The sequence below is a fragment of the Belliella pelovolcani genome (assembly GCF_900156785.1).
GTDB classification, from domain to species: domain Bacteria; phylum Bacteroidota; class Bacteroidia; order Cytophagales; family Cyclobacteriaceae; genus Belliella; species Belliella pelovolcani.
The window spans coordinates 18,033-32,984 of the sequence record NZ_FTOP01000017.1; the positions used below are offsets into that span (position 1 = coordinate 18,033).

General features: G+C 39.0%; 10 protein-coding genes. 4 read left to right on the top strand and 6 right to left on the bottom strand.

Annotated elements, in window-relative coordinates:
• Positions 1 to 50: 50 nt before the first annotated feature.
• The 4 genes from BW935_RS15510 to fmt all read right to left on the bottom strand — a co-directional run bounded on the left by BW935_RS15510 (position 51) and on the right by fmt (position 2,975).
• Complete coding sequence (locus BW935_RS15510) at positions 51 to 977, bottom strand: DUF4412 domain-containing protein (protein WP_076502707.1); 927 nt, start codon at positions 975 to 977, stop codon at positions 51 to 53.
• Between the two features lie 122 nt (positions 978 to 1,099).
• Positions 1,100 to 1,555 (bottom strand): RES family NAD+ phosphorylase, encoded by a 456-nt coding sequence (locus BW935_RS15515; RefSeq protein ID WP_076502708.1) that lies wholly within the window; start codon positions 1,553 to 1,555, stop codon positions 1,100 to 1,102.
• Positions 1,552 to 1,974 (bottom strand): type II RES/Xre toxin-antitoxin system antitoxin, encoded by a 423-nt coding sequence (parS, locus tag BW935_RS15520; protein WP_076502709.1) that lies wholly within the window; start codon positions 1,972 to 1,974, stop codon positions 1,552 to 1,554. The genes BW935_RS15515 and parS overlap by 4 nt, the downstream gene beginning before the upstream one ends.
• A 74-nt stretch (positions 1,975 to 2,048) precedes the next feature.
• Positions 2,049 to 2,975 carry a methionyl-tRNA formyltransferase gene (fmt, locus tag BW935_RS15525; protein WP_076502710.1) on the bottom strand — a complete coding sequence of 309 codons (927 nt, stop codon included), beginning with the start codon at positions 2,973 to 2,975 and terminating at the stop codon, positions 2,049 to 2,051.
• A gap of 295 nt (positions 2,976 to 3,270) precedes the next feature.
• Between fmt and BW935_RS15530 the strand changes: the two genes are divergently transcribed.
• The 4 genes from BW935_RS15530 (at position 3,271) to BW935_RS15545 (ending at position 9,541) form a co-directional block, all read left to right on the top strand.
• Positions 3,271 to 3,639, top strand: a complete 369-nt coding sequence (locus tag BW935_RS15530; RefSeq protein WP_084565971.1) for a hypothetical protein — start codon at positions 3,271 to 3,273, stop codon at positions 3,637 to 3,639.
• Between the two features lie 119 nt (positions 3,640 to 3,758).
• Positions 3,759 to 4,910, top strand: a complete 1,152-nt coding sequence (locus BW935_RS15535) for an efflux RND transporter periplasmic adaptor subunit (RefSeq protein ID WP_076502741.1) — start codon at positions 3,759 to 3,761, stop codon at positions 4,908 to 4,910.
• A 21-nt stretch (positions 4,911 to 4,931) separates the two neighbouring features.
• Positions 4,932 to 8,084: an efflux RND transporter permease subunit gene (locus BW935_RS15540; protein WP_076502711.1), complete on the top strand. Its 3,153-nt coding sequence runs from the start codon at positions 4,932 to 4,934 to the stop codon at positions 8,082 to 8,084.
• Positions 8,081 to 9,541, top strand: coding sequence for a TolC family protein (locus BW935_RS15545; protein WP_076502712.1), 1,461 nt, complete (start codon positions 8,081 to 8,083; stop codon positions 9,539 to 9,541). Before BW935_RS15540 ends, BW935_RS15545 begins: the two co-directional genes overlap by 4 nt.
• Before the next feature lie 252 nt (positions 9,542 to 9,793).
• Here the strand turns inward: BW935_RS15545 and BW935_RS15550 are convergent, their stop codons facing one another.
• Entirely contained in the window at positions 9,794 to 12,742 is a 2,949-nt protein-coding gene (locus BW935_RS15550; protein WP_245802718.1) for a S9 family peptidase, read from the bottom strand.
• A 9-nt stretch (positions 12,743 to 12,751) separates the two neighbouring features.
• A complete protein-coding gene (locus BW935_RS15555) occupies positions 12,752 to 14,911 on the bottom strand; it encodes a S9 family peptidase (protein WP_076502713.1) in 2,160 nt (719 codons plus the stop codon).
• Positions 14,912 to 14,952 lie beyond the last annotated feature (41 nt).

A 14,952-nucleotide genomic window follows, 5' to 3' on the forward strand; every position in this document is an offset into this window, starting at 1 on the left:
TTTTAAAATAGATGGACTTTTTTTTAATAATTTAGATTGGTAACCTTTTCTTATTTATTTTCTCCTTTGAGGATATTTGGATAGTCCTTCATAATAAAACTAGAAGGGCTGTTATCATTGATCTCAGTTATCTTAATTTCGCTTTTAGATTGATCTTTGTGGCTTTCGAAATACATCTCCATCATGTGGCCATTTGGAAGATTGTCCATTTTAGTGCTTTGCTGCTGATAAGCTTTGGTGCCCATAAGAGGATTTCCTTCACCCCAAAATGATCCACTTCCTTTGATTGGCTTATCTGTAATCCAATATATTGCTTTTCCATCTTCTGATTCTGCAATATATTCTTCACAGGTATATCCATGTATGACTTTGCTATTGCCTGATTTGCGAATGGTGAAATCCGCATCTTCCAAATCGTTTTCCCAATCTGTCATATCTACTCCCTCTGACATTGCTTCAAAATCATAACTATAAGCCATGCTATTTTTCTTTCCATCGGAATCTATTAAGAAAATCGAAGCATTTCGCTCCATATCATAGATGAGAACGGTCTTGGCATTACTTTTTTTATCCTGATTTTCAAATTCCATCGCAACTGCATTGTCACTTTCAGAGATATATGTTTTCATCATAAAAGGGTCTAAATCTTTCCCTTTTTCATCTACACTTTTGACAACCATGGTTGTGTAACCGTCAAACTTATAAGTATCTGAAACTTCTACATCCATAGAAATTCCACTCAGGATTTTTTCCATGTTGAACCCACCAGAAGGCATGTCAGAACCATAGATGTTTTCAAATGCTTTTTCAAGTTGTCTTTGGGCGATATTCTCCGCTTCTTTTTCAACTCTCTTTTCTAAAGCATTACTAAGTCCTCTACTCGCTGCTTGCTTCAATCTGTTGCCAATTTGTGCTTCTGATTCTGCTGCTGATGATAAGAGAAAAATCAGTAAGAAAAGTTTTATCATTTTTTTCATAACAAATAGATTTTAAATAAGGGTCTAAAATTACCATTTGCTGTGATGAAATTCAAAAAATACGATTGTTAAATTTTAGAATCTATTAATGATCAAGGAGGTAGGCGGTAGAGAAGTGCTGATTAGGGAAAAAGTCTAGCGTCAAATCGAAGTGGTGAAATTGAAAGTATTTCTAAGTTGTCAAATTGAGGATGCATGGGGTTGATTATATAATTATTCTCCTCAGGTACCACAGCCGAAGGAACTTGAAGTATAAAATATTTCCTCTCCAATAAAAATTCGTCTCCTATATCTTGGGTAAAGTGGCTAGGAGGAGATTCTTTCCAAGAAGGATCCAAGTCCTCCATTGGGACTTTTTTAATTAACAATTCTGGAACTTGGATTTTGACCAATTGTAGGTCTTTGGGGACTTTAATAGGATTGATGTGTACGGCTACTTCCAACATGGCCAAAGATATGGAAGCAGCTGTGTAAAGTGCAGGTTTTCCTTTACTATTCCATCTTGCACCATAGAGCATGGCACCTTTTCCACTTAGGTCATTAGCGTATGCTTCTCTGCTGATGCGATAGACTATCATACAAAAATACCATGCTGAATCCTCCCTAGCTCGTCCTTGACTAAGTCCATTCCAAAAGAGGTGTCTAAGAGCGAAAAGGGAGTCTGTGAACCTAAAGGAATAGAAGTCTCAAAAAGCCATGATTTGAATAAATCCATATCGCCAAATACCTCCTCACCAAACTTGAAGAGCATGGCTAATTTAAGGATGCGCTCACAATGAATTGATTCAAAAGGCTTTTGGTCTTTTTTGTAGCGCTGCATGGTCCTCTCCGATACGTGCAAGAGGTCAGCCCAACTCTCTTCTGGAATAGGGCTATCTGCTACAATATTTGAGAAATCTTCATAAGCTAGACCATTGCGGCTGGTCTTTGCGAGGCGTAGTGAGAGTCTATCTCCTGCAAATCCATAGCTGGCAACGAAATCATTGACAATTCCCATGGCTCTTGATTTTTTTATTACATAACAAATGTCGGAAAAAATCAGACAATTGACAAGTTTTTTAATTGTTATTTTTAAGATAATTTATTGCCTCTCAGGAAGTCAGCTATTGGCATTCTTTTTTTTCCTTCTAGTTGTAGCTCTAGAATATTGAGGCTGCCATTTCCAGTTTGAAAAGTTAATTTGGATTTACCATCCGAATGATATTCTCCAGGCTTTAGATTAGTGAGTTTTTCATCACTTATCGCTGTTTGATAGATTTTACAGTTTTTATCCAAGAAAGTGGTCCAAGCTGCAGGATAAGGAGAGAGCCCACGTACCAGATTATGGATTTCTATGGCAGATTTGTTCCAATCTATTTCACAAGTCTCTTTGAATATTTTGGGAGCATGATGTAGAGCTTTTGATTCATCCTGAGGTAGTGGGTGAATATTCCCTGCTGCTACAGCTTGGATTGTTTTGAGTACCAGTTTTGAGCCTATTTCCATCAATCTTGTATACAAGGTTCCAATATTATCTTCTGGATGAATAGGTTCTTTTTCTTGGAATATGATGCTTCCTGTGTCAATTTCATGCTTGAGGAAGAATGTAGTGACCCCTGTTTCTTTTTCTCCATTGATGATGGCCCAATTGATAGGAGCAGCACCTCTGTAATTTGGAAGTAGTGATGCATGTAAGTTGAATGTCCCAAGTGGAGGCATGTTCCAAACTACCTCAGGGAGCATTCGGAAAGCTACTACTACTTGAATGTCTGCCTGATAGGATTTTAATTCATCGAGAAATTCTGGTGACTTGAGATTAGTAGGTTGTAGTACAGGGATATTGAGTTTGAGAGCAGCTTCTTTTACTGGTGAAGGTATTAGTTTTTGTCCTCTTCCCTTCGGTCTATCGGGAGCGGTAATTACTGCAACTACATTCCAGCCATTTTCGGCTAATATTTCCAAAGAAGGTACAGCAAACTCAGGCGTCCCCATATAAATAATTCGAAGGTCTTTTTTCATGCTATTGGAATTAGTCTAGCAAAGGTCTAAAGTTATCTGGTAACCTAAAATTAAAAACCTATCCAAAGGATAAGTTTTCAAAATATAAGGCTATTATGAATCATACATAAATATTATAAAAATTTGGTTTTCATTTTATAGAATGATTTTTACTTCTGCTTGTAATCTATTTCATAAAATATAATTTCCATAAAAATCTATATGTTTGGTTGAATTAATTGGAAACTATTTGGGGGCTAACTTCCGTTTGAATAAATATTTCTAGAAAATCTTAAAAATTATATAATTTTGCATCATGATTCAAAAGCTCAGAAATAGATTTAAGAAGCCTTTACAGTGTTTAGCTGTAATGATGGCCTTCTTTTTCTCTGTTTTAGCTGTTGGAGATGGTTTTGAGCAAGTTGAGGAGCCTGTTTATGTTGGAGAGTTTGTAGATGAAGCAGATTTTGACTACGTAGATTTTCCTACTTCCTTACTTCGTAATCAGTCAGTTAATAAATTATCCAAAGTTCAAAGACTTGAGATTGTCAAGATTTTTGATGTATTGGTAAATAATCTGACCTTAAATACAGAATTCGTTAAAATTTCCTTTTTAGGCTTCAGTGGTGAAATACCATATTTTCAATTTGTTTTGGAGAAAGTAATTGCCTCCAACGCCCCCTGATCAATTATTTGTTCGGTTTTATTATTGCTTAAGATTTGCCTAATAGGCAACACATCAATCATTTATTTCTTATTAAAATGAATTCAAAAGGTTTGTTTAAATCTTTTGGAAAGACTTGTATGTACCGTCTTTCCAAAATCTCTTTTGTGCTTTTGCTAAGCATAGGCTTTGTTTCCTGTCAGTCTGGAAATGGAAAAAGTCAAGATAAAATTATTTTGGCTGATATTCCTGTCTTGGAATTGCAACCAAAATCCATCGAAGTACCAAAAACATACGTGTGTGACCTACAAGCTGTACAGTTTGTAGAGGTAAGAGCCAAAGTTGAAGGTTTTGTAGCTAAAATTTATGTAGATGAAGGCCAATTTGTCAAAAAAGGTCAATCTCTGTTTCAATTAACATCCAATGAATTCAATGAAATGGTGAATTCTGCAAATGCAAAGCTGATGCAAGCAAGAGCAGAAGCCAAGTCCACTGCTTTGGAAGTGGAAAGATTGAAAATATTGGTCGATAAGAAAATAATTTCCTCTTCAGAACTTGAGTTGGCAAGAGCCAAAAATTCTGTATCCCAATCAGCAATTCTGGAAGCTGAGTCTTTGCTTAAAAATGCCCAAACTGGTTTGTCATACACGACCATCAAAGCACCTTTTGATGGGATAGTTGATAGGATTCCCTACAAAACAGGAAGCTTGGTGACGGCTGGAGATCTCTTGACCAATATCACTGATATTTCAGAGGTTTTCGCATACTATAAAGTCACTGAAAATGAATATTTGAAATACATGAGGGATCGATTGGAGGAAGTTTCAGAGTCTGATGAAAATGGCGATGAAGTGGTGTCTTTGATTCTATCTGATGGACAGACTTACCCTTATGTGGGTAAGCTAGAAACCATGGAGGCTGATTTTGAGAAGGGGACGGGTTCGATAGCTTTTAGGGTTCGATTTCCTAATCCTGACCAATTGATCAAGCATGGAGCTAGTGGGAAAGTTCAGATGGATAATATGCTCGATGATATATTTTTGATTCCTCAAAAGTCCACTTTTGAAATTCAAGATTATAGCTATGTCTATATTTTAGATAAAAATAATATTGTAAGGGTTAGGAGCTTTGTTCCCCTTCAAAGGTATGGAGTGTACTACATCTCTGATAGTTTTGAACCGGGAGATAGGATCATATTCGAAGGAATTCAGCAGCTTAAGGACGGGATGGAGATTGTTCCAATGGCTGTTTCCGAAAAAGAGGCTTACGATACTTTGGTCAATGCTTTTTAAAGTCTAATAAAGAGATCGAATATGTTTGAGTTATTTATTAGAAGGCCTATCCTTTCTACAGTAATATCTGTATTTATTACTTTGCTCGGATTATTGGCATTGACTTCACTGCCGATTACTCAGTTTCCTGAGATTGTTCCTCCTTCCGTGACGGTAACAGCCAAATATACTGGAGCCAACGCAGAGGTGCTTTCCAAAGCTGTAGCAACGCCACTGGAAAGAGCAATCAATGGAGTACCTGGTATGAGTTATATGACTTCCGTCAATACCAATGATGGGATTACACTTATCAATATTGTATTTGAAGTAGGGACAGATCCTGATCAAGCAGCTGTCAATGTACAAAATAGAGTGGCTACAGTTTTAGATGAACTTCCTGAGGAAGTTATTCGGGCTGGTGTGCAGACGGAAAAGGAGGTCAATAGCATGTTGCTTTATCTCAACTTAATGACTGCTGATACGACTCAGGACGAAAAGTTTGTCTACAACTTCGCAGATATCAATATTCTCCCTGAGTTGAAAAGGATAGATGGGGTAGGATTTGCCCAGATCATGGGTTCTAGAGATTATGCCATGCGTATCTGGCTCAATCCAGATCGTCTCGTAGCTTATGATCTGACTCCGCAGGATGTGACAGAAGCCATAAGAAATCAAAACGTAGAGGCTGCACCGGGCAAGTCAGGTATTTCCTCTGACAGAGATCCTCAAGCTTTACAATATGTGTTGAGATACACAGGTAAGTTCAATCAAGAAGTAGATTTTGAAAATATTACATTAAAAGCATTGCCTGATGGTTCACTTTTGAAGTTGAGGGATGTAGCAGAAGTTCAGTTTGATTCTCAGGATTATAACATGGTTTCGATGACTGATGGCAGGCCATCTGCATCGATCATGATCAAACAGCGACCAGGGTCTAACGCCAGAGAAGTCATCGATAATATCAAGGATAAAATGGAAGAGCTACAGCTTTCTTCCTTCCCTCCAGGAATGGAGTATAACTATTCCTATGATGTCTCAAGGTTCCTTGATGCCTCTATTTTTGAGGTTATCAAGACACTCGTTGAAGCTTTTATTTTGGTTTCTATAGTTGTGTTTATATTCTTACAAGACTTTAGGTCTACGCTGATTCCCGCTATAGCAGTTCCTGTGTCATTGATTGGAACTTTTGCATTTATGCAGTTATTTGGGTTTTCGATCAATTTGCTGACGCTTTTTGCATTGGTCTTGGCAATTGGTATTGTGGTGGATAATGCCATTGTGGTAGTAGAGGCAGTGCATGTGAAAATGCATGACCTGAAGCTCAGTGCTGTGGACGCTACGCTTGTTGCCATGAAGGAAATCGGGGGAGCTATTGTGGCCATTACCTTGGTGATGTCGGCGGTGTTTGTACCAGTAAGTTTTCTTTCTGGTCCTGTGGGTATATTCTACAGGCAGTTTTCCTTGACTCTAGCCATAGCCATTGTGATCTCAGGGATCAATGCCTTAACACTTTCTCCTGCCCTTTGTGCATTGCTATTGAAGCCTTCAGATGTAGAACATGATCCTAAAAAGGGCTTATTGCAGCGCTTTTTCTATAATTTCAATAAAAAGTATGATCAACTTGCAGGAAAGTATGCAGGAGTGATCAATCAAATAGCAGGAAGAAGAACGATTACTTTTGGTGCTTTGGTTTTATTCTTTGCACTTACGTACGGTGGCTTATCAATAGTTCCAGGAGGATTTATCCCAAATGAAGATCAAGGGATGATCTATGTCAATGTGACTACCCCTCCTGGCGCAACAGTGGAAAGAACAAGTGTAATCATGGATCAAGTGCAAGCTAGCTTGCTACCACTCGAAGAAGTTGAAACGATTTCTACTTTGGCAGGATACAGTTTACTGACTGAGACAGCTGGAGCTTCTTATGGTATGGGAATGATCAACCTAGTGGATTGGGGTGAAAGAGATAAAAATGTAAATCAGTTGATTTCTGATTATCAAGAACGCGTCTCTCATATCAAAGGGGCGGATGTGCAGTTTTTCTCCCCTCCACCTGTACCAGGTTTTGGGAATGCTTCTGGATTTGAACTGAGACTTCAGGATAGGACAGGAGGCAATCTAGAAGTAATGGCTCAAGTCAGTCAAGAATTTGTGGAGGCCTTAAATGAGCGCCCTGAATTGAAGGAGGTTTTCACCAATTTTGAGCCGAATTTCCCACAATATATCATCAATGTAGATCATGACAAAGCAGCCAAACTGGGCGTTTCTGTCAATGATGCGATGGAGACGCTTCAAAGTTATGTAGGGAGTTTTTATTCCTCCAATTTTATACGCTTTGGTCAGATGTATAAGGTGATGATACAGGCTGCTCCTGAATACAGAACCTCCCCAGAATCTATTTTGAGCATGTATACCAAAAATGATAGAGGGCAGATGGTCCCATATTCTAATTTCATCAATTTGGAAAGAGTTTATGGTCCCGAGCAACTTTCTCGATACAACATGTTTACCTCAGCCCTGATCAGTGGTGACGCTGCTGATGGTTACTCCTCTGGAGATGCTATCAAAGCAGTGGAAGAAGTCGCTTTACAGACTTTACCAAGAGGTTTTGATACAGATTGGTCTGGGATCACAAGAGAGCAGATCGCTTCTGGAAATCAAGCACTTTATATTTTCTTGATATGTCTTTTGTTTGTCTATCTTCTGTTGGCTGCGCAATACGAGAGTTATTTCTTGCCACTTCCTGTGATATTGTCTTTGCCAGCTGGGATTTTTGGTTCTTTCTTGTTCCTGAAATTGACAGGTTTAGAAAATGACATCTATGCACAAGTATCCCTAGTGATGTTAATCGGTCTATTGGGGAAAAATGCCATTTTGATTATTGAGATCGCAATTCAGAATAGAGCGAGAGGACTTTCAATTCTTCAAAGTGCTATCAATGGAGGCGTAGAAAGATTGCGTCCGATTTTGATGACATCTTTTGCATTTATCTGTGGCTTGATTCCATTGACAATAGCATCTGGTGCGGGAGCGATTGGAAACAGGACAATCGGTACAGCGGCAGCTGGAGGAATGTTGATAGGGACTTTAGTGGGAGTATTTATCATCCCAGGTCTCTATGTGGTGTTTGAGACCTTGAATTCAAAGTTCCGCAAAAACGAAATGAAGATCGAAACTCAAAAGGAAGTACAATGAAAATCAATTATATCAATTTAATCGTTGCTTTTGGGGTTGGTTTGCTTTTATTTTCTTGTAAGGCACTGAAGCAACAGGATCAAGACCAAGCTTTAGCTTTGCCTACTGACTTTGATCGAATAGCAAAGGGAGTAGAAGATTCTACTTTCAACGTTGCCTTATTGCATTGGGAGAATTTCTTTGAAGACGAAGAACTTCGCTCTTTAATAGAAGTTGCCTTAGAAAATAATCAAGACAATCAAAAAACCTTAGAGCGAATTAAGATTGCAAGAACCAATTATAAAATTGCTAAAGTTGGTTTTCTTCCAGAAATCAATGGTTTGGCTGGTGCATCATCAAGGAGATTTGGAGAATATACTATGGACGGAGTGGGTAATGCCGACTCAAACCTTTCACCTACCGTGCCTGAAGATAAATTGATTCCGGATCCTTATCGTGATTTTATCATAGGAGCTCAGTTCAACTGGGAACTGGATGTATGGGGGAAATTTAAAAATAAGAAAAAAGCAGCCATGGCCAGATTGATGGCGTCTCAGGATATGGCTAATCATGTGAAAACTTGGCTGATTACTGAAGTTGCCAATGCATATTACATGTTGGTTGGCTTGGATGAAGAGCTAAGGATTCTACAAGAAAATATCAGACTGCAAGAATTGGCTTTCAACTTGACCAAAGAACTGAAAGAAGCAGGAAAAGAAAATCAACTTGCTTTGGATCAGTTTGAGGCTTTGCTTTTGTACTCTAAGGGTCAGTTGATAGAAAGACAAAGAGAACAGAGATCAGCTGAATTATATTTATCTAGCCTTTTGGGTATTTATGACCTCGATCACAGTCGAAATGATTTGGCTGCAGTGAGTCTCGGCTCAAAGCTTACTCAAATAGGAATTCCTGCCCAACTACTTGCCAATAGGCCGGATATAAGAAGTGCTGAACTAGAATTACTTGCATCCAAAGCCGATGTCAATGCTGCTCGAGCAGCATTTTTCCCATCTATAAACCTATTTGGTATGGCAGGTTTCAATGCTTTTGACTTTGGGAAATTATTTTTTAATCCCGCATCAACTGTTTATCAGTTGGGAAGCGGCCTGATGGCTCCTGTTTTCAATAAAAATGCAATTAGGATGTCTTATGAAGCTGCTAATGCCTCCCAACGCATTGCCTTTTTGGATTACGAGCAGACCGTCTTCAAAAGTTATTTGGAAGTACTAGATCTAGTCAATTCAATAGACCAATATGCAAGTCAATCGAAATTAAAACAAGAGGAAGTGACTGCACAAAAAAGATCTGTGGATAATTCCAATGTGATGTTTTCTGTAGGCTATGCGAATTACCTAGAGGTAACAAATGCTCAAAGAAGAGCGCTGGAAGCAGAGATTGAACAAGTGGAATTGAAGGTCAAAGAGCTACAGACAAAAGTAAAATTATATAGGGCTCTCGGTGGAGGCTGGAATCAATAAGAATTAAATGAATAAAGTGCATATTTGGAGTTATAGCATTAAAAAAGTCTTTGCCAGTGGCAAAGACTTTTTTTTGAATCTCGAAGATCCCACTTAAAACTTAAACACCTTTACAGATTTACTCTTAAAAGCATTTCAAATATGATTATAAAATTTTATTCAAAAAATAGCTACTTGTAGGTATTTTTTGAACCATCATATTTGAATAGTGAAATAAAATATCAATAAAATTATTTAAAATTAATTTTATTTTTAGTTATTCCCGAATACTCTTGTCTCTAAATGTTCTTCCAGCTTGAGTTTCTCAATGCCATCAGCAATCCAATCTGGTGCTTCTTTTCCTTTGAGGTGATGGTCGAAGAATTCCATCATTCTTACGCTGTAATCCTTTCTGTTTTCCAACTTAGACAGCCCATGATTTTCACCTTTGTATTGAACCATAATCACTGGTTTTTTCAACCTTCTGAGTGCGTTGTAATATTCTATACCCTGAGTAAAATCCACAGCCCCATCTTTGTCATTATGCAACATCAGAAGCGGTGTTTTGACATTTTTCACATGATATACGGGTGAGTTTCTTTGATAAGATTCCCAGTTTTCCCACGGGCCTCCTGTGAATCTTCCTTGAGAAGCTTCGAAGATGGACATATTGCCGCCACCAGTATTCCAGTAGATCAAGTCATACATGGAGATCATATTGGTTAGTGGGGCTCCGGCTGCTGCAGCTTTGAACATGTCTGTTTGTGTGATCAAGAAGGAAGTCTGATAGCCTCCCCAAGAGTGGCCATGAAGACCCATTCTATTTTCATCGATTACACCTGTTTTGATGGCTTCTTTTACAGCAGGTAATACACACCATACTGCCGACATGCCAGGATCATCCATGGTATAGACGATGTCTGGAATAAATACAGCATAACCATTGCTAGTGTAGATATTAGGATTCCAGCCTGTCCCACTAAATCCTGGTGCATTGTAATTATGTAGTGTTTGAGATAATTTCTCGTAGTAGTAAATGATGGTAGGGTATTTCTTACCTTCTTCATAATTGGCCGGAAGGAATAGAGCTCCTTGAAGTTCGGCTCCTTTGTCTGAAGTATAATCTACCAATCTCACTCCAGATGACCATACAAATTTTGAGGCATCAGGCGTATTCTCTGTCAGCTGAGTTTGTTGATTGATTTGAGCATCGGTGAGATAGTATTCGGTAGGTTGATTGAATGTCTCTTTTGTGAAGAAATACACAGGAGCATCTTTAGCTTTTGTAAACCTATTGATATTCGCATCTTCCCATATCAATGATTTGGCACCAGCTTTCAGACCAGCTTTGCCAGGTTCTACTGATACGATTCCACTCTTTTTAGATTTTTCACCATAGCTTCTGAAGTACTGAGTTTGCTTCCAGTCATAGCCTTTTTCTTCATCATCAAGGACAAATCTGCTTTGGTATCTGATATTTTCTTTTCTGCCGTTTTGGGTTAGATTCACAGCTTTTTCCTTCGGGTTCAAAGGTACCTGCCAGATATCCCAGCCATCTCTCAAGAGTACATATTTGCTGTCATTACTCCAGCCCAATGCGTTTTGCATGGGTTTGATCACATTGTGATCATCTTCCTCATTTACAAAAGTGACAGGAATAGATTCCGTGATATTTGTTTTGCTATCACTATTCAAGTCGTAAATGTAAAAGTGCCCATCATAAGCATATAGCATCTTGGTGCCATCTGGAGATGATCTTGGGTAGGAAGCATAGGAAGGGAGATAGAATTTTTTGAATAGTTGCTTCCTTTCCCCATTACCAAGGTCTACGACATAAATATCTCTATAATTCTGCCCATCAAGATTGATATCCAGTTCATAAGCACTCTGATCTGCTCCAAGAGCAAATTTTTCCTTAGGCATTAAGGTCAGTTCTTTCATGCTATTATCCTGAAGTGCCGTATGCTTACCTGATTTCAAATCATACATAGCCCAGAAACTGAAGTTTTTGTCCTGATTTTCTAGCACTTGCTGCCTGGACTGCAATCTGCTATCCTGCCAATGCCAAATGGTCATATCAGGCTTTGTCAAATCCCCATTAGAAGTTGCTGGCTTGGATTTGGTACTATCTGCTTTCGCGATCGCTTTTTGAAGATCTGCGATAGACTTGATAGAAGAGTCAGCCATGATTTTTGCTAATTTTTCAGCCTCAGCAGCTTTGACAGAGTCTTGATTTACTTCTTTTTTGTCCTCTTTTTTTGCAAGAATAAGCGGATGTATGCCATAGAATAGCTTATTTAAGTCCTCAGACCATTGTGGTCTTCTGTTTGGACTGATGGTGTAGTCCTTAGAAAAATTCACACTATCCTTCACAGGATCATAAATAGTCAATTGTGGATTATTCAGGTTTTTGACACCGATTAATTTACCATGATCTTGTTTGTACTTTTTGTCTTTGACCATTTTGAGCAAAGCAAAAGCATCACCATTTTCAGTCCAGTTGATAGACTTGTACGAGGCCGCATCACTGTCCAAGACCTGTGTGCTATTGCTAGCCATATTCATCAGGTATATTCCATTACCGGACTGATTAGCTGCATCGACTACATAGGCCAAGTGGGAGCCTGATTTATTGAAAGAAAACTCCAGGACGTTACCTAGATTCTGTTTTTTACCTGAGTTCAATTGTACCAAAAGTAAATCAGAACCTTTAGCATCACCATTTGTACCTTCTTTGGTTAGGTTTAGAGCTAGGTGAGAAGCGGTTTTTCCATTGAAAGAGAAGTTGGCTACTTTTTCAAATTCAGACTTTTTATCTTCCTTCAAGTCTAAAAGAATCACCTTTTCTGGTAGTGGTTTACCCTTATTGGCTTTTTTTTCTTTTTCTTTCGGATACTCTTTGAAAGCGATCCACCGGCTGTCTTCGCTGAAGCTTAGATTTACAAAATTGGTAGAGCCAATTACATAAGTCTTTTTAGATTTTGGATCATCTGTTTTTTGGATGATCAATTCTCCATCGCTTTCTACTGGTAGCATGGCATAAGCCATCCACTTTCCGTCAGGAGACATTCTTACACTGTTGCCAGAGATGGATTTCCAAGAAGGTATATCCTTCCAGTCCATGGGACGAGGTTCTGATTTTTCCTGAGCATTGGCTTCAAATATGAAGACAAATGCAAACAGGAAGTAAAATAGCTGTTTTCTCATTGTTCTGTTTTTCATTGTTTCTAATTATGGGTGGGCTACATAGCGTTCGAAAAACTCCATGATTCGCCCGATTCTATCTATTCTTCTGTGAACAGCCCCCGACCTTGATAGCTCGTGACCTTCATCTGGGTACCTTACATATTCTACTGGTTTGCCGAGGATTTTTAGACTCTTATAAAGTAATTCAGATTGGCGCACACCAGTTCTGTAATCCACATCGCCATGCTTGATCAATAGTGGCGTTTGGATATTAGCCACGTAAGTTTGTGGACTGTTGTAATCCATGATTTCTTTCACACCTTCTTCCCATGGATATCCAAAATGATTAGGAACCAATCTCCATGCATTTCCTTCACCAAGGAAAAAAGTAAGTTCGTAAACACCTCTCTGAGAAAATGCAGCCTTGAATCTGTGATCATGACCTACTATCCAAGCAGTCAAATAGCCTGCATAGGATCCGCCTGTAAGGAAGTACTGATCCTTATCAATCCAGTCAAATCTATTGGTCGCATCATCTAGTGATCCTAGGACATCCGCAGCAGGGCCATCGCCCCAATCTCTGTAATTGCCTTTTTGGAAGGCTTTTCCATAGCCACCGCTTCCTCTCGGATTGGCATAGACTACGCCATAACCCATAGCTGTCATGACTTGGAATTCATGCCACATGGATCCTTCTCCCGGTCCCCACATTGCAGATGGACCACCATGCATTTGAAGGACGGTAGGGTATTTTACGCCTTCTTTTCTATTCACAGGCTCCATTACCCAATAATCAATAGTGAAACCCTCAGGTGTTTGAATTTGATGTGCTTTTGGTTTGGAGATTTTCTTACCTGCTAGCCAGCCTTCGTTGAACTTACTCACTTGCTGAGGAGACTTGTTTGCAAGGTCAGCCACATAAAATTCAGAAGGATTTTCGATTTTGATTAGACTGTAGACCATTTTCTGACCCACTATATTCAGGTTGCCTACACCTACAGGTCCTGTGATGATGGGATCGATTTTACCATTATTCGGGTTGACTTTCCAAAGTGAAGTACCTCCTTGGTTTCCTCCTGTGAAATAGATCGATTGGCTGTCTGGGGTCCATTGGCCACTAGAGATGCTCCTGTCTAGGCTTTCGGTGAGCCATTTGAAGCCAGAACCATCAGGCTTCATGACTCCGATCATGCTTTGGTTATAACTTGGCTCCTCTACGTTTTGTCCATTGATGAGTAGCCATTTTCCATCAGGTGAGAATGAAGGATTGCCTACACGGTGGTTATCCAATTTGAAAAACACCCCGGATGCTTTTGTCTTTAGATCAATCTTCCATATTTCAGCATGTGAAGTAAGGTCTGGATGCTCTTCATTTTTCAGTGAAGATGCTAAGATATAGCTTCCATCAGGAGACCACGTGGCTCCAAAGTAGCTTTGAAATCCTTGAGTGATCATCTCAGATTTTTCAGTATTGAGGTCATAAATACCTAGATGAGAAAAGAAAAGGTCTGGGCTCAAGTCTTTTTCTCCGAGGAAATTTAAGCGGTCTATTACTCTTGGGTCATTTTTAGCGGCATTTTTAGCCAACCAAGCTCGCAGTTCCTCCAAGTTCCCATCTGGATTTGGCTTGATTTCTTCCATGCCCATTCCGGCGTTGATAGCTTTATAATTAGGTTCGTCACCATATTCTCTGCCTGGTCTTTGGTGTTCCCATTCAGGTCTTCCGTCTATGGCCCAGATTGGGGAAGTGGAAGAAAATAAGATTTTCTTTCCATCTGGAGACCATTGTGGGCTGCTTGCCCCATTTTTTTCATTAGTCAAGACTTGACTTTCTCCACCATTCATAGGGAGGATCCATATCTGAGCCTTGCCATCTTTAGGTCTTACAAATGCGAGATGTTTGCCATCGGGTGATAGTGCAATAGAAGAAACATTATACTCCGCAGAAGTTAAAGGTCTAGTGGTGAATGGAGCATTCAAATCAGCTATAAATGCTTGGCTTTTATAGCTATATTGGTCATTTCCTTTGGTCTCGATGAAGTTTTTGACGAATACTACCTGTTTGCCATCAGGAGTGATTTGATGCGAAGATGTAGTGATGATTTTAGTCAAATCAGTGAGTTGAACCAACTCTTTTTCCTGTGCAATGCTGTATTGCCACAGCAGCAGGAATATCAGGAATAGTGATTTTGTTTTTTGTAACATTATTTTAATTTTAGTTGCAAATATGTTTTAAAAGAAAATGT

Coding starts and splice junctions, on each gene's coding strand:
- BW935_RS15510 (WP_076502707.1), bottom strand. CDS start 977: ATGAAAAAAATGATAAAACTTTTCTTACTGATTTTTCTCTTATCATCA.
- BW935_RS15515 (WP_076502708.1), bottom strand. CDS start 1,555: ATGATAGTCTATCGCATCAGCAGAGAAGCATACGCTAATGACCTAAGT.
- parS (WP_076502709.1), bottom strand. CDS start 1,974: ATGGGAATTGTCAATGATTTCGTTGCCAGCTATGGATTTGCAGGAGAT.
- fmt (WP_076502710.1), bottom strand. CDS start 2,975: ATGAAAAAAGACCTTCGAATTATTTATATGGGGACGCCTGAGTTTGCT.
- BW935_RS15530 (WP_084565971.1), top strand. CDS start 3,271: ATGATTCAAAAGCTCAGAAATAGATTTAAGAAGCCTTTACAGTGTTTA.
- BW935_RS15535 (WP_076502741.1), top strand. CDS start 3,759: ATGTACCGTCTTTCCAAAATCTCTTTTGTGCTTTTGCTAAGCATAGGC.
- BW935_RS15540 (WP_076502711.1), top strand. CDS start 4,932: ATGTTTGAGTTATTTATTAGAAGGCCTATCCTTTCTACAGTAATATCT.
- BW935_RS15545 (WP_076502712.1), top strand. CDS start 8,081: ATGAAAATCAATTATATCAATTTAATCGTTGCTTTTGGGGTTGGTTTG.
- BW935_RS15550 (WP_245802718.1), bottom strand. CDS start 12,742: ATGAAAAACAGAACAATGAGAAAACAGCTATTTTACTTCCTGTTTGCA.
- BW935_RS15555 (WP_076502713.1), bottom strand. CDS start 14,911: ATGTTACAAAAAACAAAATCACTATTCCTGATATTCCTGCTGCTGTGG.